General features: G+C 51.0%; 22 protein-coding genes and 1 tRNA gene. 12 read left to right on the forward strand and 11 right to left on the reverse strand.

Going from position 1 to position 25,768, the window contains the following annotated elements; all coding sequences use genetic code 11:
• The first annotated feature begins 3 nt into the window (after nucleotides 1-3).
• The 4 genes from H6G00_RS31255 to H6G00_RS31270 all read left to right on the forward strand — a co-directional run bounded on the left by H6G00_RS31255 (nucleotide 4) and on the right by H6G00_RS31270 (nucleotide 3,299).
• Nucleotides 4-77, forward strand: a tRNA-Met gene (locus tag H6G00_RS31255).
• 411 nt (nucleotides 78-488) lie between these two features.
• On the forward strand, nucleotides 489-1,289 hold the full coding sequence (locus tag H6G00_RS31260; protein WP_199318821.1) for a DUF3891 family protein: 801 nt from the start codon (nucleotides 489-491) through the stop codon (nucleotides 1,287-1,289).
• A gap of 101 nt (nucleotides 1,290-1,390) precedes the next feature.
• On the forward strand, nucleotides 1,391-2,482 hold the full coding sequence (locus tag H6G00_RS31265; RefSeq protein WP_190799699.1) for a phosphatase domain-containing protein: 1,092 nt from the start codon (nucleotides 1,391-1,393) through the stop codon (nucleotides 2,480-2,482).
• A 34-nt stretch (nucleotides 2,483-2,516) separates the two neighbouring features.
• The gene (locus tag H6G00_RS31270) at nucleotides 2,517-3,299 is read left to right on the forward strand and encodes a peroxiredoxin-like family protein (protein ID WP_190799700.1); all 783 of its coding nucleotides are present in this window, start codon (nucleotides 2,517-2,519) and stop codon (nucleotides 3,297-3,299) included.
• On the opposite strand, the gene H6G00_RS31275 is transcribed toward H6G00_RS31270, so the two are convergent.
• Both H6G00_RS31275 and ilvD read right to left on the reverse strand, forming a co-directional pair.
• On the reverse strand, nucleotides 3,300-3,635 hold the full coding sequence (locus H6G00_RS31275; RefSeq protein ID WP_190799701.1) for a hypothetical protein: 336 nt from the start codon (nucleotides 3,633-3,635) through the stop codon (nucleotides 3,300-3,302).
• A gap of 261 nt (nucleotides 3,636-3,896) precedes the next feature.
• Complete coding sequence (gene ilvD, locus H6G00_RS31280) at nucleotides 3,897-5,741, reverse strand: dihydroxy-acid dehydratase (RefSeq protein ID WP_190799702.1); 1,845 nt, start codon at nucleotides 5,739-5,741, stop codon at nucleotides 3,897-3,899.
• A 142-nt stretch (nucleotides 5,742-5,883) separates the two neighbouring features.
• Here ilvD and H6G00_RS31285 point away from each other — a divergent pair, with 142 nt between their 5' ends.
• Nucleotides 5,884-7,452, forward strand: coding sequence for an AAA-like domain-containing protein (locus tag H6G00_RS31285; RefSeq protein WP_190799703.1), 1,569 nt, complete (start codon nucleotides 5,884-5,886; stop codon nucleotides 7,450-7,452).
• On the opposite strand, the gene H6G00_RS31290 is transcribed toward H6G00_RS31285, so the two are convergent.
• The gene (locus H6G00_RS31290; RefSeq protein ID WP_190799704.1) at nucleotides 7,427-8,344 is read right to left on the reverse strand and encodes an alpha/beta hydrolase; all 918 of its coding nucleotides are present in this window, start codon (nucleotides 8,342-8,344) and stop codon (nucleotides 7,427-7,429) included. The genes H6G00_RS31285 and H6G00_RS31290 overlap by 26 nt on opposite strands.
• A 234-nt stretch (nucleotides 8,345-8,578) precedes the next feature.
• Between H6G00_RS31290 and H6G00_RS31295 the strand changes: the two genes are divergently transcribed.
• Nucleotides 8,579-11,161: an AAA-like domain-containing protein gene (locus tag H6G00_RS31295; protein WP_190799705.1), complete on the forward strand. Its 2,583-nt coding sequence runs from the start codon at nucleotides 8,579-8,581 to the stop codon at nucleotides 11,159-11,161.
• Between the two features lie 81 nt (nucleotides 11,162-11,242).
• On the opposite strand, the gene treY is transcribed toward H6G00_RS31295, so the two are convergent.
• On the reverse strand, nucleotides 11,243-14,035 hold the full coding sequence (treY, locus tag H6G00_RS31300) for a malto-oligosyltrehalose synthase (RefSeq protein WP_190799706.1): 2,793 nt from the start codon (nucleotides 14,033-14,035) through the stop codon (nucleotides 11,243-11,245).
• 119 nt (nucleotides 14,036-14,154) lie between these two features.
• Nucleotides 14,155-15,978 carry a malto-oligosyltrehalose trehalohydrolase gene (treZ, locus tag H6G00_RS31305; RefSeq protein ID WP_190799707.1) on the reverse strand — a complete coding sequence of 608 codons (1,824 nt, stop codon included), beginning with the start codon at nucleotides 15,976-15,978 and terminating at the stop codon, nucleotides 14,155-14,157.
• 408 nt (nucleotides 15,979-16,386) lie between these two features.
• On the opposite strand from treZ, the gene H6G00_RS36380 reads away from it, so the two are divergent.
• Nucleotides 16,387-16,518 (forward strand): hypothetical protein, encoded by a 132-nt coding sequence (locus tag H6G00_RS36380; protein WP_277882013.1) that lies wholly within the window; start codon nucleotides 16,387-16,389, stop codon nucleotides 16,516-16,518.
• On the forward strand, nucleotides 16,463-17,005 hold the full coding sequence (locus H6G00_RS31310; RefSeq protein WP_190799708.1) for a transposase: 543 nt from the start codon (nucleotides 16,463-16,465) through the stop codon (nucleotides 17,003-17,005). Before H6G00_RS36380 ends, H6G00_RS31310 begins: the two co-directional genes overlap by 56 nt.
• A gap of 22 nt (nucleotides 17,006-17,027) precedes the next feature.
• Here H6G00_RS31310 and H6G00_RS31315 read toward each other — a convergent pair whose 3' ends face one another.
• Nucleotides 17,028-18,128 carry a tocopherol cyclase family protein gene (locus H6G00_RS31315; protein ID WP_190799709.1) on the reverse strand — a complete coding sequence of 367 codons (1,101 nt, stop codon included), beginning with the start codon at nucleotides 18,126-18,128 and terminating at the stop codon, nucleotides 17,028-17,030.
• 30 nt (nucleotides 18,129-18,158) lie between these two features.
• Here H6G00_RS31315 and H6G00_RS31320 point away from each other — a divergent pair, with 30 nt between their 5' ends.
• Together H6G00_RS31320 and H6G00_RS31325 are read left to right on the forward strand one after the other, a co-directional pair.
• Entirely contained in the window at nucleotides 18,159-19,193 is a 1,035-nt protein-coding gene (locus tag H6G00_RS31320; protein WP_190799710.1) for a 4-Cys prefix domain-containing protein, read from the forward strand.
• 139 nt (nucleotides 19,194-19,332) lie between these two features.
• Complete coding sequence (locus H6G00_RS31325; protein WP_190799711.1) at nucleotides 19,333-21,222, forward strand: serine/threonine-protein kinase; 1,890 nt, start codon at nucleotides 19,333-19,335, stop codon at nucleotides 21,220-21,222.
• Between the two features lie 46 nt (nucleotides 21,223-21,268).
• Here the strand turns inward: H6G00_RS31325 and H6G00_RS31330 are convergent, their stop codons facing one another.
• On the reverse strand, nucleotides 21,269-21,877 hold the full coding sequence (locus tag H6G00_RS31330; RefSeq protein WP_190643888.1) for a hypothetical protein: 609 nt from the start codon (nucleotides 21,875-21,877) through the stop codon (nucleotides 21,269-21,271).
• Nucleotides 21,878-21,896: 19 nt separating this feature from the next.
• On the reverse strand, nucleotides 21,897-23,552 hold the full coding sequence (locus H6G00_RS31335) for an ATP-binding protein (protein ID WP_190799712.1): 1,656 nt from the start codon (nucleotides 23,550-23,552) through the stop codon (nucleotides 21,897-21,899).
• A 300-nt stretch (nucleotides 23,553-23,852) separates the two neighbouring features.
• Between H6G00_RS31335 and H6G00_RS31340 the strand changes: the two genes are divergently transcribed.
• Nucleotides 23,853-24,104, forward strand: a complete 252-nt coding sequence (locus tag H6G00_RS31340) for a hypothetical protein (protein ID WP_190799713.1) — start codon at nucleotides 23,853-23,855, stop codon at nucleotides 24,102-24,104.
• 11 nt (nucleotides 24,105-24,115) lie between these two features.
• Here H6G00_RS31340 and H6G00_RS31345 read toward each other — a convergent pair whose 3' ends face one another.
• From H6G00_RS31345 to H6G00_RS31355, 3 genes are read right to left on the reverse strand one after another with little or no spacing between them, the layout of a single operon-like run.
• Complete coding sequence (locus tag H6G00_RS31345) at nucleotides 24,116-24,913, reverse strand: EI24 domain-containing protein (RefSeq protein ID WP_190799714.1); 798 nt, start codon at nucleotides 24,911-24,913, stop codon at nucleotides 24,116-24,118.
• Nucleotides 24,914-24,952: 39 nt separating this feature from the next.
• Nucleotides 24,953-25,135 carry a type II toxin-antitoxin system HicA family toxin gene (locus H6G00_RS36920; RefSeq protein WP_190799715.1) on the reverse strand — a complete coding sequence of 61 codons (183 nt, stop codon included), beginning with the start codon at nucleotides 25,133-25,135 and terminating at the stop codon, nucleotides 24,953-24,955.
• A complete protein-coding gene (locus tag H6G00_RS31355) occupies nucleotides 25,132-25,323 on the reverse strand; it encodes a hypothetical protein (RefSeq protein ID WP_190799716.1) in 192 nt (63 codons plus the stop codon). Before H6G00_RS31355 ends, H6G00_RS36920 begins: the two co-directional genes overlap by 4 nt.
• Before the next feature lie 155 nt (nucleotides 25,324-25,478).
• Here H6G00_RS31355 and H6G00_RS31360 point away from each other — a divergent pair, with 155 nt between their 5' ends.
• Entirely contained in the window at nucleotides 25,479-25,697 is a 219-nt protein-coding gene (locus tag H6G00_RS31360) for a hypothetical protein (protein WP_190799717.1), read from the forward strand.
• The last annotated feature ends 71 nt before the right edge of the window (nucleotides 25,698-25,768 follow it).

Here is a 25,768-nt window from a genome sequence, read left to right on the forward strand (position 1 = left end):
TCAGGCTCAGTAGCTCAGTAGGTTAGAGCAGGGGACTCATAAGCCCAAGGTCGCAGGTTCAAATCCCGCCTGAGCCATTTTTATCAATGAAAACTTAATCCCCGTATCCCAGAAAATTCACAGGGATGCGGGGATTTTGCGTTCTGTAAACCATCCCTAATACACCACCATTTTTAGGCGAGATTTTAGTCAAGGGAAAAGGATTGAAGGAAAACTTGCTCAAGCCAATGGGGAATTGCACAAACTGAGAACGATTCAGAAATTTTTAATACCGATTTAAACAAATTTCGTGACACATCGATTTCTGTAAGGGCGCACTGCGCCTTACCCATATCTGCAACATCTTTAAATCAAATGGGTATCACTATTTCATCTGCGCGGTGCCATGAACTGTTTATCAGATCGAATGTCAATCTAGAGCAGGAAGGCATCTTCCCTTGCTCCGCTTTATGGTGTTGATAGTAGAGCTTGTTCAAGCAGGATCAGCCGTGCTGTATCGTACTATCAACGCAAACCGGATTTGCATTACTCAGCCCACTCATGCATGGGTGGCGGGACAACTGGCTCAGGCATGGGGAAATGCAGCGATCGGTTCCTTTGCCCCTCACGCAGCGGTCTGTTTGGGGGCAGAACAGCACGACATTGGCTGGATTCCCTGGGAGTCAACTCCTACTCTGAATCCTGAAACAGGATATCCCCATAGTTTCATGGAAGTTGCTCCAGAAGTACATACAAAATTATGGGCAGGGGCAAAACAACTTGCCCTGCCGATGGGACGTTACGCGGCACTTTTGGTCTCTCTACATGGCACTGGATTATACGAACGCTTTACTCATTGGAAACAGTCACCCACATCCACCCAAATTGTCGAAGCGTTTTTGCAAAATGAGAAGGAATTTCAGCAACATCTGATTGATCGGTTGAAACAAGACTCAGCTTACCAAGCGTATGTTACGCCAGAAGTCATTACCCGCAATCAAAAACTGGTAGCAACGTGGGATGCATTGTCCCTCGGAATCTGTATGGGTGTGACGAAAGAAAAACAGTTTGAACAAGTTCCTTCTGCTACTGGAGAAGTCACACTGGTGTTGACTCCCATCCAAAACGATCCAACTCGCTTGAGCCTTAAGCCCTGGTGTTTTCAGACTGAGGAAGTCACTGTTGTATTTGAGGGACGGATTCTCAAAGAAAAGTTTCAGGATGAACGAGTGATGCGCGATCGCCTCACAACTGCTCCCTGGATTACCCTTATCGCTACCCTTTATCCAAGTAGTGATACAGATGAATAAAGGATAGAGCTTTAAATACGCAGCTCCAGAGGGAATGGTATCAGTAAAGAGGAGCTTTCATGCCATACTGCTAGGGTGACGGTTGTTAGAAGAGGGCAGTGATGCATGGTATCCGCCTGATCTCCGCTGCAATGAGTCGTCTTGATAAACTCATGAATGCAGCCAAGCGACTGATTGCTGGCACATTGGGGTTAGAAGATCCAATATGTATCATGCCTTATCGAGGATATGGCACACCCGACAACCTGCATCTAAGAGGACGAGTGTTGCAAGATCAGGGCATTAAGCTGAGAGAAGAAAATGCATCAGTCTGGAGAAATCTCCGCAATATGTATCGTCGATTTGAGTCAGACGAAGTTGCGGAGGCGCGAGTGCGAGCCTATTTTGGCGCAGCCCAACAGGACGTTTTAACTAATGCTGAAGGCTTCTTTCAAGTCACGTTTGCGTTATCCGATCAACCGGTTGAATCCGATCGCTTCTGGCAACCTATCACACTAGAACTGCTCGAACCTCTCCCGCGGCACTCAGCGCCAATCAAGGTAGACAGTGAAGTGATGGTGGTGTCAGAACGCGCCCGGTTCGGTGTGATCAGTGACATCGACGACACCATTATGCGAACGGCAGCCACCGACCTGCTCAAAATGATCCGTATTGCCTATCTCGGTAACGAAAACACCCGCCGTCCGTTTTCTGGTGTAGCGGAGTTTTATCATGCTCTCCAACAGGGACAAAACGACGATCACAGAAATCCTATTTTCTATGTATCCAGCAGTGCTTGGAATATGTATGACTTGTTTGAGAAGTTTATGGATTTTAACCACATTCCCCGTGGACCTATTTTGTTGAGAGATATTGAACTATCTCCTGCTAACCTGCTGTCGTTTAAGCATGAGAGCCACAAGATAGAGCAAATCACGCCGATTCTAAACTGTTTCTCCCATTTACCCTTTATTTTGATTGGCGATAGCGGACAGAAAGATCCAGAGATCTATCAGCAACTTGTCAAACACCACCCCGATCGCATCTTTGCTATCTATATTCGGGATGTCACCCCCAATGATTCCCAGCGTCAAGGTGAATTAGAGGCGATCGCCAATCAGGTTAAAGAGACAGGATGTGAATTCGTAGTGTTTCCTGAAACCCAGGTAGCGATGGAACATGCCATCACACATCATTGGATTAGCTGCAATTAATATGTAGCGCTATAGGCAGTATCATTCTACCGTTATGAATCCTTATCCTCTTCTCAAGCAAACTCAACGGCAACGGGTCAGTGATGGTCAGAAAGTCTCTATCCTGGATGGTTGTGATGCAGCTAATCGACTGCTGTTTTTAGCGCTGCCCCAACTGGGCGATTTTGATAGCCTTGAGTATGCCTGGTGGTTGCAGCGTGATGTAGAAAGGCTACGGGAGGCAAAGCTAACGATTCGTGCGGTTGGAATTGGCGATCGCCCCTCTGGGGAAAAGTTCTGTGCCTATACCGGGTTTTCTCCCGACTGGCTGTTTGTTGACCCCACAGCCGAACTGCATCGTCAACTCGGTCTGTACTCCGGGCTATCGCTCAAACTGCCTGTGCTCTCCTCAAGCCAAAATGCCTGGTTGAACCTGATGCTGATGTGTGCCGGGGTGGGCAGCCCTGGAACACTTGCAGAGGTGTTTCGGGGTTATCGGGGCGATCGCAACGCTCCCCAACTGATTCACGATGATGAAGTGGTGAAAGCGGCTCCGTTACCTACCTTTAAAGGCTCATTTTTTAAACTGGCTGGAGGAACCGGGTTTCAGCGTCCTTTTGAGTTGGCAACTCTGCGATTGCGAAACATGACGGAGGTTCTGGGAAATTGGAAAACCTATGTGCCCGATGCTGCTCATATGACCCAACGGGGAGGAACGTTTCTGTTCGATCGCGATGGAAGTTTGCTCTATGAACATCGAGATCGAGGCATTCTAGGTTTTGCTGCCAACATGAGTGATCCGCTGTCGTTTCTCTTGACTGAGATAAATTCAAAGTAGTTACAAACCGTCTAATGGTGAGGAAGGCTTCCTATCTTGCGATCGCCCCTCAGGTTGTTCAAGCTGTAAGCGCTGTTGTTCAGAAGTGACAGGCAAGTTTTCATCAATCTGAAGTGCTTCAGTCGTGTTTGAAGGCTCACTGAGTCTCTGAACTTCTTGCTCAAACTGCTGCTGTCCCTCATTGAAAAACCGTTCTGCTGCGGTTGGGTAGTTGAGTGCAGCATTAATTTGAGTCAAGTCTGGAGAGGCGAAACTGGGTTGCGTCAGAGCCGTAGGAATCAGGATAGTGGCGATCGCCATTCCCAACCAGTTGTGTTGAATCGTTAGGTTAAACATATCCCGACTCCTGAAGCGAAAGAGAACCATCGGGGATAATAGTGAGTTTATTATCTCTGTCTCAATTTTAGCGCTCTGCTCAATAGGCATGTTTTCACAGCAATTTCCACTTGGATAAACTACAAATCCCTGTAGGGGCAGTTCGCGAACTGCCCCTACGTTATGGTTCGCCTATCCGAAAATGGCTGTAAGAGGTCTGTTTTCAAGCGTGAGAGCTCTCGGTTTCGCGCTTGAAAACAGACTCAGATCTGGCAATCCCCTTTACTCAAGCATTTCCAGGTTTCGTACCGCACCTTGATCGGCGCTAGTTGCCAGCAATGCATATGCTTTGAGCGCTGCTGTGACCCGCCGTTTGCGGGGCTGTTCAGGCTTCCAGGCATCCTTACCTTTGGCTTCCATTGCCGCTCGACGGTTGGCTAATTCCTCCGCTGGTAGATCTACATTGATGCTGCGATTGGGAATGTCGATGAGGATGCGATCGCCATCCTGCACTAGCGCAATATTGCCGCCTGCTGCCGCTTCTGGAGAAGCATGACCAATCGAGAGTCCGGATGTACCCCCAGAAAAGCGTCCATCGGTCAACAAGGCACAAGCTTTGCCTAGCCCCTTCGATTTGAGGTAGCTGGTTGGATAGAGCATTTCCTGCATCCCCGGACCACCACGCGGACCTTCATAGCGAATAATCACGACATCGCCTGGTTGCACCTCATCCCGGAGAATTCCGTTGACGGCGGCATCCTGGCTTTCATAAATACGTGCCTTGCCTTCAAAGACCAAAATGCTTTCGTCTACGCCTGCTGTCTTGACGATGCAGCCGCGCTCAGCCAAGTTACCGTGTAGCACCGCGAGTCCGCCCTCGGCGCTGTAGGCGTTCTCGATGCTGCGAATACAGCCATTTTCCCGATCTGGGTCGAGGGAGGGCCAGCGGGTCGATTGGCTAAATGCTTGCTGCGTGGGAATGCCTGCCGGACCAGCCTTAAAGAAGGTGTGGATAGCTTCGTCATCGGTACGCATGATATCCCAGCGATCGAGCGCTTCCTTCATCGTCTGACTGTGAACGGTGGGTACATCTGTGTGGAGCAACCCAGCCCGATCTAGCTCACCGAGAATACCAGGAATGCCACCAGCCCGGTGAACATCCTCAATGTGATACTTTTGCGTGTTGGGAGCAACCTTGCAAAGCTGAGGAATCTTGCGCGAGAGGCGATCGATATCTGCCATCGTGAAATCGACCCCTGCTTCGTGGACAGCAGCCAGCAGGTGCAGAATCGTGTTGGTCGATCCGCCCATTGCGACATCTAACGCCACAGCGTTTTCAAAGGCTTTGCGACTAGCGATCGAGCGAGGCAGCACCGATTCGTCATTCTGCTCGTAGTAGCGACGAGTAATGCTAACGATGGTGCGGGCAGCATTAATAAACAGATCCTTGCGGTCAAAATGGGTCGCCAACGTGGTGCCATTGCCGGGTAGGGAAAGCCCAATCGCCTCAGTGAGACAGTTCATCGAGTTGGCAGTGAACATTCCAGAACAAGAGCCACAGGTTGGGCAGGCAGAACGCTCGTATTCCTCGACCACTTCGTCACTGACGCTGTCATTTGCGGCAATCACCATCGCGTCTACCAAGTCCAACTTGTTTTCCGAGAGTTTGGTTTTGCCCGCTTCCATTGGGCCACCGGAGACGAATACAGCGGGAATGTTGAGCCGCAAAGCTGCCATCAACATACCGGGAGTGATCTTGTCACAGTTGGAAATGCAAACCAGAGCATCGGCACAATGGGCATTGGCCATGTACTCGACCGAATCAGCGATGATCTCGCGTGAGGGTAAACTATAGAGCATTCCGTCATGCCCCATCGCAATCCCATCATCCACCGCGATCGTGTTGAATTCTTTGGCGACACCACCAGCGGCTTCAATCTCACGGCACACCAGTTGACCCAGATCCTTCAGGTGAACGTGTCCGGGCACAAATTGGGTAAAAGAATTGGCAACTGCAATGATAGGCTTCTCGAAGTCCTCAGTTTGCATTCCGGTGGCGCGCCAAAGCGCGCGGGCACCGGCCATATTGCGTCCCTGAGTGGTGGTTTTGGAGCGATAGGTCGGCATGGCGCATTCTATATAGCTAGGGTTTTTAAACAGTCTAGACGGTTAAGTCCTAAATCTTTTTGCAAAAACAGAAGCACTCCTGCGGACTAGTACTAAAGTTAGCTGTATTTCCAGTGCAACTACGAGTAGACAGCAGCCCCCCATGCCATCAACTGCTAAACCGATTCGGCTGTTTATCAGCTATCGCAGCCAAGACCCGGATATGAGCCTGGCCCAGCGCTTTTATGAAGCACTGGATGCGGCGGGATATGAGTCATTTATGGCAGGAGAAAGTATTCGGCTCGGAGAAAACTGGGCACAGCGAGTAGATGAAGAACTGGAGCGGGCAGATTACTTTTTGCTGTTGCTGTCGCCCAAGTCCGCCACGAGTGAAATGGTGATAGAAGAGGTAAGACGGGCAAAGGAATTGCGCGATCGCCATCCTCAACACAAACCTGCAATTCTCCCCATCCGGGTCAACTTTCCCTGGGACTCACCGCTTAATTACGACCTGCGCGGCTACCTCAACCGCGTCCAGCAGCGTGAATGGAAAACCGAAGCTGATACCCCCAAAATTCTCCAAGAAATTCTCACCCTCCTGGCAGCAGGTTCTTCCCCATCTCCCGCCTTTGCTGAACCTGAAGAACCTGATTCCCAACCCCTTACCCCCTGTCCCTTACCCCCTCCTAACTCTCCACCCCTCCCCATTGCTGAACCTGAACTCCCTGGTGGACAGGTTGATCTTGCTTCGGTGTTTTATGTAGAACGGGAGCCGATTGAGGCAGACTGCTACGAGGCGATCGCCCGCTCTGGTGCCCTGATTCGGATCAAAGCACCGCGCCAGATGGGTAAGACCTCCCTGCTGTCACGAATTTTGCAGCAGGCAAAAGAACTGGACTACCTCACCGTGCCGCTCAGCTTTCAGCTTGCCGATACCGCTGTCTTTGCCGATTTGGATAAGTTTTTGCGCTGGTTTTGCGCCAGCATCGGACGCAGACTACGACTTCCTAACCGACTGAACGACTACTGGGATGAGATCTTTGGCAGCAAAGACAACTGCACCGCCTACTTTGAGGAATACCTGCTAACTGAAATCAACAGTCCGCTAGCATTGGGGTTAGACGAAGTGGACTGCGTGTTTCAGCATCCTGAAATTGCCGCTGACTTTTTTGGGCTGCTGCGAGCCTGGCACGAAGACTCCAAAAGCCGCGACCTGTGGAAGAAACTGCGGCTGGTAGTGGTGCATTCCACCGAGGTCTACATTCCGCTCAACATCAACCAGTCGCCCTTTAACGTTGGCTTACCGATTGAGCTACCCGAATTCACGCCCGCGCAGGTGCTTGATCTGGCAAAGCGACACGGACTGAACTGGAGCCTCGATCAGGTTGAGCAACTGATGAATATGGTTGGCGGACACCCTTACCTGGTTCGCGTTGCGCTCTACCAAATCACGCGCGGAGAAACCTCCCTCACCGAACTACTCCAGTCTGCCCCCACTGGAGCCGGACTCTATGGCGATCACCTGCGCCGACACCTGTGGAACCTGGAGCAGCACCCGGAGTTGGCTAAAGCGGTGAAAGTGGCGATCGCCTCTCCTGATCCCGTTCGCCTAGAATCGGTGCAAGCTTTCCAGCTACACAGCATGGGCTTAGTTCACCTTAAAGGGAACGATGTACAGCCCCGCTGTGATTTGTATCGACGGTACTTTAGCGATCGCCTGCGGAGGAAGTAGGCGGGAGGTGGGAGGTGCCAAAAAACCGGAGTAGCTCCTCGGTCACTGCATCAGGAGCCTCTTCTGGTAAGAAATGTCCGCAGTCCAATGTCTTGCTCTCGACCTGTTGAGCGTACTTGCGCCATACCTCAGGAACATCATAAGTGCGATGCACAAACCCCTTCGCGCCCCACAACACCAGCAGTGGACACTGGATCTGCTGGGTCAAGTCTTGTCGGTCATGCTCAAGGTCAATGCTGGCAGCCGCACGATAATCTTCACACGAGGCATGAATGGCATCGGGTTGACTAAAGCAGCGCACATACTCAGCCATTGCTTCATCGGCGAACACGGTGCCTGGCGCACTCCACCGCTTTAACTTTTCGGTGAGGTAGTAAACCGGGTCAGCACCGATCAAGCGCTCTGGCAAACCATCGGGCTGAATTAGGAAAAACCAATGATAGTATCCGCTTGCAAAGTGCTGGTCTGTAGTCGCGTACATGTGATATGTCGGGACAATGTCCATCACGCAAGCTCTTAAAACCTTCTCAGGATAGTCGAGTGCCAAGCGATGTGTGACTCTGGCTCCACGATCGTGACCTGCGACAAAAAAGGTTGGATGGTCAAAATAAGCCATTACTTCGACCAAGTCGCGCGCCATTGCTCGCTTTGAATAGGGAAAGTGATCGGCTGTAGTGGTTGGTTTGGAGCTGTCTCCATAGCCACGTAAGTCAGGGCAAATGACGTGGAAGTGCTCGGCTAAATGAGGTACAACGTTGTGCCACATGACGTGTGTTTGAGGATAGCCATGTAACAGCAACAGCGGAGTGCCTGTTCCACCATGAACTAGATTGATTTCCGCTCCAGTCGTTTGCACTTTGACAGTATCAAAGGCTTGTGGGAAGAGTCCCATATCACGACACCCCATACTGAGCATAGTCTGCTCAACCCTAGCATAAGGGCAATACAGCGACTTCTCCAGGGGCGATCGCTCCCATCAGAAGATTGAGTCAATCAGTTCGCGTAGAACGGCAATAAACACCCGTTGCCGGTTTCAATTTAGGAAAGAGGCGTGAAAATGATGGTACAAACTCAAACTTGTAGGATTTGATCGTTCACCGTTCTATATCCTTCATCCCTCATTCCTATGCTCCCCTCCTACGAATACCAAGTTGGCGGCAGTCTCCCCGCAGATGCACCTACCTATGTCACCCGACAGGCAGACCGAGACTTGTGTGACGGCTTAAAGGCTGGCGAGTTTTGCTATGTGTTGAACTCGCGACAGATGGGTAAGTCGAGCCTGCGGGTGCAGACGATGAAGCGGCTCCAGACGGATGGACTAGCGTGTGCGGCGATTGACATTACGGCGATCGGTGGGCAGCAGGTGACTCCGCATCAGTGGTATGCGGGCGTAATTCGCAACTTGGTAAGAAGCTTTGACTTGGCAGAAAAGCTGGACTTGCGAAGCTGGCTGCGCGATCGCGAATTTCTTACGCCTGTGCAGCGGTTGGGCGAATTTGTAGAAGAAGTGCTGCTGGTGGAGGTGCCGCAGCAGATTGTGATTTTTGTGGATGAGATTGATAGCGTCCTTAGCCTGAATTTTCCGATTGACGATTTCTTTGCCTTCATCCGCTCTTGCTATAACCGTCGGGTCGATCAGCCAATTTACAAACGACTAGTGTTTGCGCTGATGGGTGTGGCGACTCCCTCTGACCTGATTCGCGACAAGAGCCGCACACCGTTTAACATTGGGCGGGCGATCGCCCTCTGCGGTTTTCAGCTTAAAGAAGCAATGCCGCTGATTCGGGGGCTAGAGCAGAAGACCAGCAATCCCGAAGCGTTGCTCAGTGCAATGCTCGACTGGACGGGCGGACAGCCGTTTCTCACCCAAAAGCTGTGTAAGTTTGCCCTGAATCGCCCTGACCCGATCGCCCCTGGCAATGAGTCTGCCTGGGTAGAAGCGCTGGTGCGATCGCACGTCCTGGAAAACTGGGAATCGCAGGACGAACCGGAGCATTTAAGAACGATTCGCGATCGCATTCTCCGTGATCGACGCCGTGCTAGTCGGCTGTTGGGTTTGCACCAGCAAATTTTGCTGCAGCAGGGCGAACTGGATGCAGACGACAGCCCCGACCAGCTAGAGCTACGCCTGACTGGAATCGCCTATGAACACCAGGGCAAGCTCAAGGTCTATAACCGCATCTACGCCACCGTGTTTGACTTGCGCTGGACGGAAAAGGAACTGGGGCATCTGCGACCCTATGGGGAGGCGATCGCCGCTTGGCTCGCCAGCAGCCAGCAAGACGAGTCGCGCCTGCTGCGCGGACAGGCGCTCGTCGATGCCCAACGCTGGGCCGCCGACAAAAACCTCAGCCAGCAAGACTTCCTCTTTCTCACCGCCAGCCGCGAACGGGATATGCGGGAGGTTGAGGGAGCGCTAGTGGCAGAGCGGCAAGCCAACCAGATTCTCAAAGAGGCAGAGCAACGGGCAAAGCGAACGATTCGAAGCGGGGTGATTGGGCTGGCGGGGATCTCGGCAGTGGCACTGGCGATCGTCGTGTGGGCAGGGGTGTCGCTGCGAAACGCCAGCGCCGAGGCACAAGCCGCACGGGTGGAAATTGAACAGGCAAAACGACAGCAGCAAGAAGCCGAAGCTACCGCTGAAGCTGCCGCCAAAGAAATGCAGCAGGCAAACCAAGAAGAGCAAACTGCTAGGGCAGAAAGCGCCGAGGCAAGACGCAACACCCGCCTAGCCAACCAACTGACGAGGTTAGCCCAGACAGCCGCTCAGCAAGCCGAAGCCGAGCAGACCGCTGCCCAAGCCGCCGCAGCCAGCGCCAGACAGCAGCAAGAAGCCGCCCAGACTGCTGAAGCCGCCGCTAGAGCAGAACAGCGGCAAGCTACAGAGCAAGCCGCTGCCGAACAAGAGCGAGAGCAAGCACTCGTTGCCGGACAGCTAGAGCGACGCGGTACTGCCCTGCTGCGATATCAGCCCGTCAGGTTTGTTGAAGTTGAGACGTTGCTGGAGGCGATGAAACTGGGGCAGGAGTTAAAGAATCTGATTCAGGCAAGCCCTAACCCAGTTGCTACCAATGCGCTGTTATTGGAGGGCTACCCCGCCATTAGCCCCATGCTGGCACTCAGAACTGCTGTCAATAGTATCTTGGAGGAGTGGAGCTTCCAGGGGGAGTTCCGTGGCTTCAGCGACGATGGGCAACGCCTGGTGAGCTACTCCAATGAAGACAGCACCTCTCGCCTCTACGACCTGTCGGGCACAGAGCTTGCCAGCTTCCAGGGAGTGTTCCTTGGCTTCAGCGACGATGGGCAACGCCTGGTGAGCTACTCCGATGAAGACAGCATCTCTCGCCTCTACGACCTGTCGGGTAATGAGCTTGCCAGCTTCCAGGGATATTTCCAGGGCTTCAGCGACGATGGGCAACGCCTGGTCACTTCTTTGCAAAATGAGGATATCAGTCAGGTTTACGACCTGTCAGGCAAGCTGTTAGCTGAGTTTACAGGTTCTACCTTCGATCAAAACCTCTATAGAAACCTGTCGCTTGGCTTCAGCCCGGATGGGCAGCGACTGATGACGGTTTCCGGTGATGGCTATATTCGCCTCTGGACAATTGATAACGGTCTGAATGATTTGCTGACGCAGGGGTGTGAGCGGCTGGAAGGATATTTTAGAGCAAATCCAGAGGAGCGGTTGGAAGTGTGTGAGGAGGGATGAGGGATGAAGGGGAGGGGGCGATCGCCAGTTCCCCCAATGCCTCCATTCCTGCTTCATCCTTTGAACCTGTGCCAAAAAGGTTTAGCCTATCATCAGTGCCGCAGGGAAGTGTTTGAGGGCTTCCCCAAGCGGTAAGCTTGCGTGAGTTTGGAGAGACTGATCAGAGATTGCGTCTTTCCAACTGGAAGCTAGTCCAGCAGGCAACTCGACTGCGGTATCAGCCCAGATTTGTTCGCCTAATGGCAACTGACCTGCTTCGAGCAAGCCAGTGAGGAAACGGGGGGCAATGGCGATCGCTGTCTTCCCTTCAAAGCTGCGGGCAAAGGCGATGACGTGGTCTTTGAACTTACCAGTGACGGTTAGCGGCTGATAATCTCCTTGCTCAAACAGTGTCCGATGTACCTTTCTGGCTTGCAAAACCTTGAAGGTTAGGAATAGTTTGATCCGACCGTCTGCTCTCGTCTCAAGCAAATTGCCGATGAGGGACACAATGTCTTTTTCAATTCCAGTTTTCAGCTCGTGCAAGCAAGAAATTCGCTGGTCATAGTCAACCGGACGGCGGTTGTCTGGGTCAACTAAACTCAAATCCCAAAATTCAGTTCCCTGATATAGATCGGGCACACCAGGAGCCGTGTTTTTGAGCAAAACTTGGGAAAGAGAATTGAAAATGCCGTAATCTGCAATCCGCTTTTGGAAAGGTAAAAATTCCTGCAAAAAGTCATTTCCTTGAGCCGGATCTAAAACTTGTTCCACAAACTTTAGATAGCCTTCCTCGTACTCAGAGTCAGGACGCAACCAGGCAGTGTGAACTTTCGCTTCTCTCACGGCTTTGATCACATAATCTTTGATACGAGTTGCGAAGGTAGAGCGATCGCTATTCTGATCAAACGGAAAAGCTCCTAACAGCGTTTGATAGAGAAAGTACTCATCATTCGCACTAGGAATCACTCTCTCGTCAGTTTGCAGCTTCTTCGACTGGTTGATCTCACTCCAGCGCATCGCCTGTCGTTCCCACTCTTCGGGGATCTCAGAAATGATGTTGAGGCGCGATCGCATATCTTCACCCCGCTTTGTATCATGAGTCGCTGTAGCACTCATGGAATGCTTCCAGTACTCATTTCTGCGTTGATTAAACTCATGAAATGCAGGTAGCGAAATACCAAACTGCCCCGGATTTCCGCCCACTTCATTCAGGGACAACAAACGGCTGTAAACATATAGCAGCGTATCTTCAACTCCTTTTGCCATGAGTGGGCCAGTTAACTGCTGAAATCTCATGACAAAATGTAGCCACTCTTCTTGCTGAGCTTGAGTAAGAAATTCGTCATACTCCAACAGCAACAGTTTTCTAATAAAGTCCAGTTCGTTGGGCAACAAAGGAACATTTTCTTTGGCTGCTTCAATCACCTGATTGACCTGCTTTCGATCTGACTCCGTGAGTCCTTGAGGATTAATATAAGTTCGATACACCGGGAACAGTGCCAACACTTCTACCAATGCCCTTTGCAATCCGTTTAGGGTAAAGTCGCTGCCTTGCCGAGTTTGACCTGCAACTCGCTTTAAACTCAGCGCTAGATTCTCCAAATCTCCAGCCAAGTTTCTCTCGATAATTAGTTTCTTTTTGTCGACGACGAGTTGCTTGTAGGGCTGATTGGATTCAGTGAATCGAGTATAGATTTTCTGCAATCGCTGCTCTGTTTCACACCGACAAAACACGCCATTGACGTAGTTCATGAAGTCATAACCGCTGGTTCCCTCAATCGGCCAGATGTCAGACAAATCTTCTTCAAGTTCAAGAATTTTTTCGACCGTGATGTAAACATCACCCATCTTTTCCCTGAGCCGCTCCAGATATTGACCTGGATCGTACAGTCCATCAATGTGGTCGATTCGGAGTCCGGTAATCTTTCCCTCTTCGACTAATTGACCAATCAGGGAATGGGTCTTGTGAAACACTTTGGGCTCTTCAACTTTTAGAGAAATCAACTCGTTGACGGTAAAGAATCTGCGGTAGTTAATTTCTTCTGCGCCCACTTTCCAAAAAGCAAGACGATAAAACTGTTCAGACAGTAAATGATCGAGCGGATTGAAGCTTTCGGAATTTCCTTTTTGCCCATTAAAGAATTCTACGTTGCTATTTACAAATTCTTTAACGTCCTGATTTTGATTGTAGAGTTCCCAGAGTAAGCGTTTGACAAATTCAACCTGGTCGTAACGCTCTTTGCCTTTTGCTTCAGTTGGAATATTTTTGACAATGTAGAGAATGCCAAGCAGTTTGACAAAATCAGGATGATGTCTACCCAGCGATCGCGCCAATCCACCTAAATTTTGCGTAATAAATCGAGCGTAAGATTCAACTCGAACGGGTAATTTTAAGCTGTAATAATTAACGGTCAAACCTGTTTCATCATAGCCAAGCTGAATCTCACCGTTTTCCAAGCATCGCCCGTAAAAGTTTCCTAGAAGCGGTGCAAGTACCCGTCCTCGAATGTCTTCGTAGGAATGGTTCCATTCGATATCAAAGAAATCAAAGGATTCAGAGTCAGGACCATTCTCCAGGACATCCATCAAAAGCTTGTTTTGAGTGTCGTAGGCCATGTGATTGGGCACAATGTCCTGAAGCCAACCTATCTCATGCTTTTGAAGTTCGTCAACTAGCGTCTCAAATTCTTCCTGTGTACCCAATTCGGGGTTAATTTGCGTTGGGTCAACAATATCGTAACCGTGAGTACTGCCTGCTCTAGCTTTGAAAATAGGCGAAGCATAGAGGTCAGAAATTCCAAGATCTGCTAGATAAGCAACAATCTGTTTTGCTGCCTCAAAGGGAAATCCTGCATGAAATTGAATTCGGTAAGTAGAGGCTGGAATTCTCATTTTTAGGTTAGGAAGAGATAAGTTTGAACTTAACGCTAGGTTGAACATCAATAGACTTAGGATTTTAGATCTGCGACTCCTTCAAAAAGTCGCAGATCTGACACTTCACCCCAATCTGTTTAAGCCTGATAAACGGCAAAACTTTGAGCTGGAATCTTTAACGATGAATCAGATTTAGATGCCAAACTATCTGGCAAAGCCGCACCCGAACCCATCCACTTTTGATCAGCAGAGTCTAAGATTTTTTGCCAATTGCCATTGGGTAAATCTGTATTAAAACCTACCGTTTCATTGTTGAAGTTCAGAATGCAAAATAGCTTGCTGCTATCCTGCCAGCGATGTAAAAACAGTAGCTTGTTTTCCTCTTGCACCGTAGCTTCTAAGTTTTGCTTGTCGAGGTTCTTTAGCGCAGGAATAGTGCGGCGTAGATGAATTAGATGTTGATAAAGATCCCGTAATGCTTTGTGCTTTCCTTCCTTTTGCTGCTCCCATTTCAACTGAGATTGCTTAAAGGTTTCAGGACTTTGAGGATCGGAGTATTCCCCTTCTAAATGAAATGCCGAGAATTCCCGTTTTCTGCCTTCTCTGACGGCCTCAACCAGGTCTGGATCAGTGTGACTCACAAAATACAGAAAAGGAGATTCCTCGCCATACTCTTCACCCATAAACAGCATCGGAATGTTAGGGGACAGCAATAGGGCACCTGCCGCCAGTTTTAACGCTTCAAAGGAAACCAGGGTAGAGAGGCGATCGCCCAACATCCGATTCCCAACCTGGTCATGATTTTGGGTGCAAATTACAAACTGACAGCCAGGGCGATCGCTTGCATCGCTGCCGTGATAACGCTTGCGTTCAGCGGCATATTGCCAGTCATAAACAAAGCTGTTTTTATATGCCTTTGCCAACTGTTCACAAGTGCCAAAGTCCTGGTAGTAGCCGATTTGCTCTCCTGTTAACAAGGTATGCAAACAGTGATGAAAGTCATCGCTCCACTGAGCATCCATGCCGTGACCACCAACTTCAGGTTCGCGAATCACGCGCACATCATTCAAATCACTTTCGGCAATCAGGTAAAACTTGCGCCCCACTTGTTTGGATAGAGCAGCTACATCATCGGCTAATTCCTTGAGGAAATGTTTTGCACCTAAGTCATAGATTGCGTGAATCGCATCCAGCCGCAGCGCATCAAAATGAAATTGCTCAAACCAGTAAAGCGCATTCTCAATGAAGTAATTTCTCACCCCTTCGCTACGCGCATCATCGAAGTTAATCGCGCTGCCCCAGGGAGTTTTGTAGGTTTCAGTGAAGAATGGCGCAAAGCTACTGGTGTAGTTTCCTTCGGGGCCAAAGTGGTTGTAAACCACGTCCAAGATGACGGCAAATCCTTCTTGGTGACACGTGTTAATTAACTGCTTTAGACCGTCTGGACCACCATAGGAGTCTTGCACTGCAAAGGGATACACGCCGTCATAACCCCAGTTGCGGCTACCGGGAAACTGAGCAACGGGCATAATCTCGATCGCATTGATGCCTAACTCTCGCAGTTCGCCAAGACGAGAAGCGATCGCCTCAAAAGTACCCTCTGGTGTGAACGTGCCAACGTGCAGTTCATAAATCACCATTTCATCCAGCGGAATCCCTGACCAATCTTGATCTGTCCAGCTAAACGCTTGATGGTCAACCACTTCTGTCGGGCCATGTACACCTTCCGGCTGAAACTGAGAAGCCGGATCGGGGCGATCGAATTCCCCTAAATCGTAAAAGTAACGAGTTCCGGGCTGAACGTCTTCAGCCGTGACCTGCCAATAGCCATGCTCACCGGGCTGCATTGGCAACAGTTTTTCTGTGGGGGCGACCAGCTTTACCGCTACCTGGTCTAGCAAAGGTGCCCAAAGTGTGAATTCACAACGATTTCCATCCAGGTAACGAGCGCCAATCTTCACCGCAGATCCCCCTTGTCTGAACGCGTCCTCCTGAAAATAGATGCTTTTGAGCGAAGGTAAAACTGTCGTAGGATGTATCTCTTAGTAGGGGACTAGGGGTTAGGCTGAGTTACTCATTGCTATTTAGAAAGCTCTAGTAGGTTGGGTGAAGCAGAGCGGAACCCAACACATTAAGCTTGGTGTTCTGAAGTTCATCAACGATGTTTTGGGAATCAGGCTTGATGTTCTGAGGTTCATCAGCAATGTTCTGAGAATTAAGCTTGATGCTTTGAGGTTCATCAGTGATGCTCTAAAGTTCACCCGTGATGTTCTGAGATTCATGGACGTCTGAGGTTCAAGAGGTGATGTGTAGCGGTTCAGCGTTGAATCTTGCAGCATCAAACGAGATGGGTTGAGGTTGGCTGGTGAATGTCTGACTATCAAACGCGATCGCCCTTCTGCATTTGGGAATTCTGCTACCAATCGATTTTAGGGGCAGAATTTTGTGCAATACAACCTGGACAAACATCATCGGCGATCGCTTCGGTTGAAGGGGTATGACTATTCATTGACTGGTGCATATTTCATCACCATTTGTACACACCAACGAGAATGTTTGTTTGGCGAAATTGTTGATGGTGAAATGCGGTTGAATGAATTGGGGCAAGTTGTGGCAGATGTGTATCTTTGGTTAGCAACGCAATATTCTTACGTTCATTTAGATGCATGGATTGTCATGCCCAATCACCTTCACGGTATTTTGGTGTTAACCGGTGATCCCCGTAGGGGCGTTTCGCGAAACGCCCCTACTGAAGACGCTACAAAACGTAAATCTTTGGGGCGTTTGATTGGGGCATTTAAGACTGTTTCTACGAAACGGATTAACTTGATTCAGTCCACATCTGGTTCCCTGGTTTGGCAACGCAACTATTACGAACACATCATCCGCAACGAAAAATCCTTGCATGACATTCGCCAATACATTCACCACAATCCTATTTCCTGGCAGCAAGACCAGTTGCATCCTGACAATTCTTCTAGGTGGTAAGGCGATCGCCCTCCACTCCTCACTATTCCACTTGCGATCGCCACACTCCCTCCCACGGTCCACCCACTTCCAACCCACAAAGATGACTGGTTGCTTCCAAAAGAAGTTGTTTGCCGCTCAGCCGATTCTCCCAGAGCCGCAGCGTGAGTTCGCCTTTCATGGTGTCTCGGCAGGCGAAGATTAAACCTTGCTCAGTGGGGGCGCGAAGGGGAGTGCCAGGGTGGGTGGTGGTGCCGATTAGCTCAACTTCAAACTGGGCGTTTTGCGCCTGCATTTGCCAGTAGCCCCAGGGATGAATTTCCCAGTGAACCTCAGAGTTCCAGGGGACAAATTCGTAAAACTTGCCCTGGTAGTGAATGCCAACCATCGCGACAGATTCCATCCACCAAAGGACACCCCGTCGTCCTCCACCAGCGGTCAGCGCCAGGTCGGGCTGGTTGTCAAAGGCGTTGCAGTTGAGCCAAAACCAGCGCTGCGGGAAGGCTCCGCCCCAGTTTTTTTCGCTGTAGGCGGGTGCCTGGGTAAAGGAGTAGCGATCGCCATTCCACTCGATCCACCCCGTAGCTAGACCGTGCGCCATAAGGATTTGCCAGCCCGGTTCAAAGATTTGAAACTGCGAGAGCCAGCCTGCGGTGGACTGCTGGGGACGATCGGTGTCGCCCCAACCATAGACGGGCTGAATTTCGTACTGCCACTGCGCCGTTTGACCGGAACCCGGATCAGACAGCTTACCCTGGTGCCAGGTGGCAGTTCCCTGGTAGCCTTGCTGAATGTGTTGATCAAACAGGTCAGGGTGAAGCTCGGTAGGAGATTGGGTTAAATCTGTGGTGCCCCAGTGTCCTAGACCGAGGGCATCTTTCCACGCCCAAAATCGCTCAACATCTGGGAAAGTGCGGCAAAGATACTGGTCGTCTGGCCCTAGAATTTGAGCTGCGCCGCCGCTGTGAGGCTTCCCACCAGTGGGGTCTTCGATGGAATACATGAAAGCGAAGGTTTGACCGCATTCGGGCAGGGTGACGCGGTAATACCATCCCTCAAAGAAGCGGCGATCGCTCCCATCCCAGTGGTAGCCGCTGTGAGGCGTTTGCAAAGCGTAGGGAAAACCGCGAAGAAGACTTACCATTGAATCCAAGCTAACGATACTGCCCCCAGTATGAAATATTGCTCTAATCCTGACTGCCCCAATCCGGCAAATCCTGATGAAAACAGGTTCTGCCAAAATTGTGGAACGCGGCTACTGGCTGAAGAAGGAATTGACGGCTTGGGCGCAAATCAGTCGCCCCAGTCCTCAAACTCACTACCCAGTTGGCGATGTGTGAAGACGATTATGGGTCATGAGTCTTGGGTGCGATCGGTGGCGATTGCCCCTAATGCCCAGTTCATAGCCAGCGGCAGCGGCGACAAAACAGTGAAGCTCTGGCACTTGGAAAGCGGCAAGCTGCTACATACGTTAAGCGGACATATTGCCTGGTTGCGGGCGGTCGCCATCAGCCCAGACAGCCGCATTGTTGCCAGTGCCAGCAACGACAAGACGATTAAACTCTGGGATGCTGCCAAAGGCGAATTGATCGAAACGCTCACCGGACATTCTGACTGGATTCGGGCGGTGCAGTTTATCAGCGGCAAGGTGCTGGTCAGCGGCGGACACGACCAGACGATTCGGCTCTGGCGAATTGGGGGACAGGCAGACGTGCGATCGCTAGCAGGGCATGAACACTGGGTTACTTCAGTGGCTTACCACGGAGAACGGCAGGTGTTAGCCAGCGGCAGTCAGGATACGACGGTGAAACTGTGGAGTCTGCCCAAAGGAAACCTGGTCGCAACGCTAACGGGACATGCAGAATCAGTGGAGGCGATCGCCCTCAGCCCTGATGGTCAACTGCTAGCCAGTGGCAGTCAAGATCAGACCGTGAAACTGTGGCAGGTGTCTAACGGCAAACTGATTTATACCCTCAGCGGCCACACGGATGGCGTTGATGCGGTTGCCTTTCAACCTCAGAGCAATGTTCTGGCGAGCAGCAGCAAAGATAAAACTATCCGGTTGTGGGATACAAAATCGGGAGAATTGCTTCATACCCTATCAGGACACAAAGGCTGGGTGTTTTCCCTTGCCTTTAGTGCAGAGGGGCAAACCTTGGTTAGCGGCGGTTGGGATCAGGCAGTCAAGATCTGGCAGTTGTCCTCCTGATTTCATTAGATTGGGGGTAATTCTGATCCAAATTCCGTTCTTCTCCGTTCTTCAATGTCGCAATGTGTAACTTTCTCGAAGCGGGAGTTCCACATCGTGTAGATGATCATGATGCTCGATTAAGCTGGGTTGCATTCGTATGAGCTACTGCCTCAATCCGGTCTGTGAAAAGCCCCAAAACTTGGGGCAGGCACGGTTTTGCCAAAATTGCGGCTTAGGATTGCTGTTGTGCGATCGCTATCGAGCACTGCGACCGATTGGGCGAGGCGGTTTCGGCAGAACGTTTCTAGCAGTCGATGAACACATTCCCTCCAAACCTACCTGCGTCATCAAGCAATTCTTTCCCAAGGACCTGGGAGTGCTGGAGCTAGAAAAGGCGACGGAGCTATTTCACCAGGAAGCTGTGCGAATGGAGCAGCTTGACCAGCATCCGCAAATTCCTAAACTGCTGGCTCACTTTGACCAGTCGCCTTACCAATACTTGATTCAAACCTATGTGGATGGGCCCAACCTGGAGCAAGAGCTAGACCTGTCAGGAGCCTTTAGCGAAGAGCAGATTCGGGGAGTGTTGAATGACCTATTGCCCGTGCTGCAATTTATCCACGATCGCCATGTCATCCATCGCGACATCAAACCTGCCAACGTCATTCGACGACGAAACGATGAGCAGTTGGTGCTGGTAGACTTTGGCGCAGCAAAGGTGGCAACGGGAACGGCACTCAATCGCACGGGCACGTCGATTGGCAGTGCGGGCTATGCGGCACCCGAACAGATTGTAGGAAGGGCTGTGTTTGCCAGCGACCTCTACAGCCTGGGCGTGACCTGCATTCACCTGCTGACCGACGTGCCGCCCTTTGACCTGTATTCCTTCAGTGATGGAGTCTGGATCTGGCGTGACTATTTGCTGAGCCCGGTGAGCGACTCATTAGGCTACGTGCTGGATAGAATGCTCGACCCAGCTATCAGTCGGCGCTATGCTTCAGCGGCGATCGCCCTTCATGCCCTCAGCCCTCAACCGATTTCTCTAGCTCGCTTGACCGTACCGCTCACCCTCAGCCCGTTTCAGACAACCCCACGCACCGCAACGGCACCTCCAGTACCCACCTGGAAATGCCTGCACACGCTGCACGGGCACGTCAACTCGGTTGCAACTGTTGCGGTCAGTCCTGACGGGCAACTGATTGCCACCGGCTCCTTTGACAAAACCCTAAAACTGTGGGACTGGAACGGTGAACTCAGGCAAAACTTAAAGGGACACATTGCCCCTGTTTTGTCGGTCGCCTTTAGCCCCGACGGAGAAACCCTGGTCAGCGGCAGTGTAGACGACACGATCAAGCTGTGGAATCTGGACGGAGAACTGCTGTCTACCCTGACCGAACATGCGGACTCGGTGCTGTCGCTCTCAGTCGCGGTCAGTCCCGATGGGCAAGCACTGGTCAGCGGCAGCGATGACTGCACGGTGAAAATCTGGCAGTTGACCACAGGTAGACTCTTTCGCACGCTGCCCCATCCCAGAGCGGTGACGAGTGTGGCGATCAGTCCCGATGGTCAGATTCTTGCTAGCAGCAGCAACGACAACACGATTCGTCTGTGGAATTTTGGCACGGGAGAACTGCTGCATACGCTGGTCGGGCATACGCGAGACGTGAATTCGATTGCGATCGCCCCCAACGGCAACATCCTGATTAGCGGCGGCTGCGACAACACAGTAAGGCTCTGGGAAATGCGAACGGGGCAACTGCTCAACACCCTTACCGGACACCTCGACTGGATTCGTGCAGTCGCCATTAGCCCTGACGGAGAGCTAATCGCCAGCGGCGGCGGCGATCACACCGTAAAGATTTGGGAAACGGAAACGGGTCGGCTAAAGCGCACCCTCGTCGGACATACGCGAGATGTGAACGCGATCGCCTTCAGCCCCGACAGCCATCTGTTGATTAGTGGAAGCAGCGATCGCACCCTCAAAATCTGGCAGCGCCAAAAACCGATCGACCAAAAGCCCCCTAATTCTAAAGTTGATGAAGGTTAATTTTTCGTGCGCTAAACGCACGAAAAATTAACCTTTAAAGTAGCCTCTACCGCAACCGAAACAACGTCTTTCGGTCATCCCGCTGCAGCAATTCAATCAGGCAGACTCCAGTCACCGCAGCCATCACAACCCAGGTGACAGTCAGACCCAAAACTTCTCCCAAAAACAGCCCTGTCCTCATTCGCAAGATTGCCCCAACCGTCCAGCCAGCCCCCAGACCGACTGACCAGCCCAGCATACTGGCAACAATCCACCGCCACGCATTAGGAACTTGCCCTCGCAGCACTAGCCACTGCAAGCTCCCAATCACGATTCCGACCTTCATTCCCTCGATCAATCCCCAGACTGCTCTGAGGAAGATATCAACCATGTTTCTGGGCGCAACCCAACCTAAAGCGCCAATTCCCAAAGCACCAATCAGGCTCCAACCCAGCACACAGGCAATGCTCCAGCCCCAAAAATAGGAAATTCGCTGACGCAACACCAAACATTGCGCGACGCCGACGATCGCCCCACCGACTGCGCCTTCTAAAGCGCCTAGTTCCGGTCGAGTACCAATCTCAATCCAGTGCAAACTAACCATAAAACCAAGCATTGTCACCAGCACCCATTGAAACCAAAAGCCGTAACCCACTTTTTTCAGCTTGGTAGGCATATTTGCTCCAGCACCATGATTAAGCAATATTGTCCTTCGTTTGCTTGGAATTTTTCCTAGTTGAATTAGCTGAATTAGTTGATTCGCGAGTAGACGATTTGCGCGGCGACTTGCGCTTAGCAGGCTGACTCTGAGTTATTGGTTCATCCTGAATAACTGGCTCATCCTTCACCGGGTCAGCAATCCTCGGAACATTTTTGAGAACCTGTTTCGCGTTCTGTTGACGCTTCGTTGATTTAGGAGTGAGCGATTTGCCGGACTGCTTCAATGCTTGAATGAGATGACTCATGCTCAGCGTTGAGTCATCCGAGGCAGCAAAGGTAAGCGCTGCAGCGTAGGCGATCGCCTCAATCTCCCCACCGGTTAGCTTCAACTGTGCCAGATGTTCCCAGTCGATCTGACGATCCAGGGGAATTTGAGTGGAGAGGAACTGCTGCCAAAGTTTAAGGCGATCGCCCTGACTGGGTAGCGAAAATTTCAGCACCCGATCTAAACGTCGCTGCCAAGACAACCGCACAGATTGCTGGAAAGGTGCTGTCAATAAAGTGATTGCTGGAGTCTGTTGCCGCTGATCCAGGAAACGGTGAATTTCAGCCTGCGGTAAGGATGACGAACGCCCCAGCCAGAGGTGAGCCGAGCGAATCAGCAGCACCTCCGGAGTCTCCGTCTCAATTTCCTCAAATAGTTGGCGGGAGTTAGTTGGATCGATTCGCGACAGGTCTACCTCCCATAGCGACGAATCTAGGGAATGGGCGATCGCCTCTGCTGCTGTGGTTTTGCCTGTTCCCGTTGCTCCTACCAACAGTGCCAGAGTGCCAGTGCGATCGCGATCAGCAGGTTTGATCAGGTTTGAATTCCTGGCATATTGCACCTGCTGACCCAGAAGCTGAAGCGTGTTGTGTAGCGGCTCCGGCAAAATCAAATCTGTCCAAGTCGTGTTGACCTCACGACTAGAGAGTAAGGCAGGCAGAGGAGGCGTAATGAATTGACTGAGCAGGCAATCCAGCGCTTGCGTCGTTGGCTGCTCTGCCAGCAAATAGTCCACCAGCGGATCAGCCAGCTTTACCGGATAGTTGAGTACCGTATCGTTAGGAGCAGCCAGTAGTTTCAGCAAATTGTGCTGCAATAGTGGCGAAGCAGTGGTGAGGTGAATCCGGGCAACCCGCCATTCCACATCGTTGCGGCAAAGCAGTCGCAGCACCAAGTCAACCGTCGGCAAGTCAGTTTTTGAGGCGATATCGTCCCCTTGTAAGTAACGATAAATTTTGGCGTAGCGGCGATTGATTTCGGGAGCTAGCCCCAGCAAAACCAGGTTTTTCTCAAACAAGGTGAGATTGAGGCGATCGCGCAACGACGGCAAGCCTAGAAAAATTCCCTGCTCTCGACTGACCTGAATCCGGTGTTCGAGCTGCTGCTGATAGCCCAGGCTAGACGTTTTGCCTGTGGACTGGGCTGGTGGGCGATGTTCGTCATAGGCAATGTTCTCCTTGAAGGACATGATCCCCTTCCACCAGTGGCTTGTTGCCCGGTCGGCACGAGACTGAGAAAAGCGATCGACCTCCTTTGTTTCTTGCCGTTGCCGTGCTACCGCTAGCATCAGCACTCGGTCGAGCCACTGGAGTTCGGTCTTGAGGTAAGCCCAATTGTCAACAAATCGTTCTGCCTGTATTGGCATGGAAATACCCGCAGTTCGCTCTTCTATTGTGACCAGTTCCCCGGAAGATGGCGATCACACGTCTAAGATCGAGTCTCTAAAAGGCGTTCGGCATCACTGATCATTGGGAACACGCTCTGCCCTTTACGCAATTCCCTCTTCAGACATCGTGAATAGGTTTGCCCTACGTCTTTGGTACAATGTCAAGCAAGGTAAATATTTCTTAACCTTGAGACAATACAGAGCAAATAAGCGCGATCGCCTTCACCTCAACTCGAAGGGATTGAACTAAGCCTTCACTGTTATAGAGGATCTAAATGTATGGAAAACCACTCTTCAGAACCGACCCTTTTCCTGGGAACTCTCAGAAGTGGACTCTGGCTATTTGGCGTTTCATGCTGGCTGTTTGGGGTCGTTGACCGCAGCATCGCCTCTTTTGCAGATGGCTATTTGTCTCCTTTAGATTCGGTACAGCTATTTACTGCCATTGCATTATTCATTAGCTGGCTCTTCCTAAAACCCACCTCGCTCAAGTTTCGCTTTCATAGCAAGTCCCTAGCATCCAACTCATAACCCCCAGTCCCTTATTTCTCCCCCAGACCAGGCAGAACGCGATCGCAAAAAAATAGCGTTCCAGCCGTGACACAAAGCGGGATTGCCAGCAGGTTAATGAGGGGAATGCTAACTAGTCCTAAGCAAACCAGCCCAAAGCTGGCACTGGCAGGAAGATTTCGGGCTACAATGCCCAACTTGGTACGAAACCGAAATCGTCGACGTTCCAAAGCTGGGTCTAAAAAGTCGAGACAGACAATTGTGGCTGCTAGGGCAATGCCGCCAATGGTAGCGACTACAGTTCCCACTCCGGGCGCAAAGTTGAGTAGCAGGAGCGGTAGAGCGATCGCTGCTGTTAGAGCCAGTTTTTTGATTTCAAAGGCGATCGCCCGCCAAATCTCTACAAAAATTCCTCCAACGCCCCCCGGCGGAATTGCCGTTTTCCCAGTGCGTAGCTGCTCTAGCTCTTCAGACAATTTGCCGTACCACGGCGACCCCAGCAGCACACCAAACTGAAGCAGCACAAATCCGGTGAGCAAAAACAGCAGAATCGTTAGCAACACCCGTAAAACGACATCCAGGAAAGCGGCCCACGCAGGTAAATTCTGAATTGCAGCATCAATTCCCTGGAAGCCAGCAAACAGCAGCCCGGCGTAAAGAGTGCCGCCTACAATCAGGTTTACCAGAATTGGCACCAACACATAGCCCCGCAGCTTTGGCGTTTTTCCCAGGAGTGAGAGGGCGCGAAAAGGATAAGTTGCGCCTGCAAACAGCCCACCTGGAGTTCGGACAATCGGCGAATCTGACCCTGGCTTAGATTTTGCTGCCATCACTAGCTTGAGATTTAGCGTGAAATAGAAGTGCGAGAGCTAGCTTTCATTACTGAGCATTTTGACAATGTGCTTAGCAAGCTGTTCCTTAATCTCTCGGTGCCTTGGAATAGGTTGAGATACTTTCGTTTTTGGATTCTGATACCAGTCGTGCTTGCCACCATGACGAACAAATACACACCCCATTTCTTCAAGGTGTTTGATCAAATCTCGTCTTTTCACGATACTTCAAGTTCAGCCACTCTTCGGACATTGGAGAGCGTTCCACCTGTTAATTCTTTGTAGATGTCAGCTAAGTTTTCCTTCAATTCGTTCTCGGTTTCCGCCTGAGTCCAGTAGTCTGGATACTCCTCTAGATAACCAAGCCACATCTCCTCATCTTGCCAGTAAACATACTTTTTAATTGTCATAGGGGAACGACTTATAAGTTTCTTCGACTATGCTGGACATCTTATCAAACTAGGCAATCCTGTTTGCCACTCCAGAGCCAAGGAGAGTGTCAATTCCGGACAGCAATGTGAGTCACTGTATAAGGGAGCGGAAGCTTATATAGGCAACTTCTTTTATGCGCGTTCTCACCTTCGCTATGCTGTCTGGGCTGATGCTCATGGGTCTGACGGTCAATCAGGGGGTTATCTCGCGCTCGGCTGAGCTAAGTCCTGCTAGCTCAGATCACCATTTTGTTGGGCAGGGTGGAAATCGCCGGGAAAGAACCTATCGGGGGAGCGGTCGCCGGGAAATTTTAGCATCTCCTACTCCTTTGAATCTGGTAGAACAGGGATAAAATTCTACTTCTGTACACTCACTTGTGAATTGATTGTAGAACAAGGGGCTTAAGCCCCTTGTTTAGTTAAG

The organism is Leptolyngbya sp. FACHB-541, from assembly GCF_014695875.1.
In the GTDB taxonomy this organism is placed as follows: domain Bacteria; phylum Cyanobacteriota; class Cyanobacteriia; order Elainellales; family Elainellaceae; genus JAAUTN01.